The sequence below is a fragment of the Shewanella sp. 11B5 genome (assembly GCF_002836795.1).
Lineage (GTDB): Bacteria > Pseudomonadota > Gammaproteobacteria > Enterobacterales > Shewanellaceae > Shewanella > Shewanella frigidimarina.
In genome coordinates this window covers 1-1,923 of record NZ_PJAP01000718.1, presented here as the reverse complement: position 1 = coordinate 1,923, position 1,923 = coordinate 1, and the positions used below count along the sequence as shown (strand labels likewise).

The 1,923-nt window shown below is 38.1% G+C and carries 2 protein-coding genes; both read right to left on the bottom strand.

Translation table 11 applies throughout. From position 1 onward, the window contains the following. Positions 1-261: 261 nt before the first annotated feature. On the bottom strand, positions 262-474 hold the full coding sequence (gene rpmE, locus CXF78_RS15705) for a 50S ribosomal protein L31 (RefSeq protein WP_011639173.1): 213 nt from the start codon (positions 472-474) through the stop codon (positions 262-264). Positions 475-616: 142 nt separating this feature from the next. After that, a complete protein-coding gene (locus tag CXF78_RS15700; RefSeq protein WP_102037310.1) occupies positions 617-1,852 on the bottom strand; it encodes a FimV/HubP family polar landmark protein in 1,236 nt (411 codons plus the stop codon). Between the last annotated feature and the right edge of the window lie 71 nt (positions 1,853-1,923).

The window sequence follows — 1,923 nt, the reverse complement described above, 5'->3', positions numbered from 1 at the left end:
TATTATTCTAACTAATCGAACATGAATATATATAAATCAATAAGTTAAAAATGTAGGAAAATAACAAGATTTACGATAGTAATCGGATATAGACGCCGATATTTGCAGTTTATTTTGTCTAAATAACAATAAAGTGAGGTTTGTGTTTTTTTGTATTGTTTACCACTAAAAAATTAGTTTTCTTCACAGCACAATACAATAGTAATATCAAAAAACAAAAAAGGCGCCAAAGGCGCCTTATTCAAGTAAATTGCAATGCAATTACTTTTTACCAAGCATACCAAAACGCTTGTTGAACTTGTCAATACGACCACCAGTATCAACAACTTTCTGAGTACCAGTGTAGAATGGGTGACATGCACCACATACGTCCAAGTGTAGGTTTTTACCTGCAGTTGAGTTCACTTTGATGATGTTACCACAAGTACAAGTTGCAGTGATTTCAGCGTAATTTGGGTGAATACCTGTTTTCATTTTGGGCTACCTTAAATTGAAGGCCATGTCGCTCTCCCAACCCGAAGTTGAGCACCACATGCAGTTAATAACAATATGTTTTAGGCGCGAGATAATACAGTGTCTCTAATACACAAACAAGTAGAATTTCTAATCGATACTATTATTGGCGATGCGTGCGCTCTAGTGCTTCATAGGTGATTTGTGCCTTAGATGAATTTTGATGTTGCTTTAACATCTCACCTGATGGGCATTGTAAACGGCTATCAGACATCAATAAGTAGATTTTACCATTGGCAAACGCATCTGGGTTTGCCTCATAAATCGCCAGCATTGCGCCATAGACACTGATTTGCCATTGTCGATAATAACGATCAGCAACTCGCCATAAAGTGTCTTGAGGGAATTTATCCATTACGCAGATGTTATCTTGGCCATAAGTCGGTAGAGATAGCTTGGCTACGTTCTTAATTGGCAATGGCTGAGGCAATATTTTCGTTTCATGAATAGCCGCCAATAACTCATTACTTTCAGATTTTTTACTGTCCATATCATTCATCGAACCATTGCTCAATACCGGCTGGGTGGCGATAACAGTTGCTGGCACTGTTAGAGTAGGCATTGGTACTACTTGAGACTTACCGCGTTGACTGGCGACTAAATTGTCGAATGTGAGCTTATCTACAGCGACATTTTGATAGCGCAAAAGAGTCGCCATTGATGGACAACGTAACGAGCTGCCTAATTGCAGTAGACTAATTTTATCTTGATAGAATGCAGAGGGATTCGTTTGATAAAGCGCAAGCATTGCACCATAAATATTTGAATTCCATTGTTTACGGTAGCGCACCGCTATTTTCCATAAAGTATCATTCGGTAACTGATTTATCTGACAATTATTCAGATTTTTTTGCGTTGTAGTTACCTGAGGTATAGCAATGGCCTTGCGACTTATTGTTGTTGGCATAGAAGTCGATAATGCCGAGGCTGACTTCATGGTTTTAATGGCTACAGGCTGGTATTGACTCTGAACAATGGCTTGAGAAAATAAAGGTACAGGTGAGTATTGTAGCCATTTAGCATTACGGTATTCAGAAACAATGAGTGCTGCATCTTGATCGCGTATTTTCTCGGTACCACTTAATACAAATACATCACGATCACGCTGTTCAACTTCAAGCTTTTCTAACACAATATTATCTTGATAAATTTGACGTAAATAAAATGTCAGCCGCGATAAATCATGGTGATCGGTTATAATGTTCACGGTTAGCTGAGGAGATTGTCCACTTTCAAATGGAATAGTATCAATACTGATATGACTGACTTGTGCAATAGCAGTTGAAATACTATCAACGGCCAATAATGCTAATACTGCTAGCACCTTAAAGCTTTTCATTAAATCAATCCTTTCGATTATAAACCGCTTCAGCACAGCGTAAAACACGCCGTAAAACCATGATGTTAAAT

Coding starts and splice junctions, on each gene's coding strand:
- rpmE (WP_011639173.1), bottom strand. CDS start 474: ATGAAAACAGGTATTCACCCAAATTACGCTGAAATCACTGCAACTTGT.
- CXF78_RS15700 (WP_102037310.1), bottom strand. CDS start 1,852: ATGAAAAGCTTTAAGGTGCTAGCAGTATTAGCATTATTGGCCGTTGAT.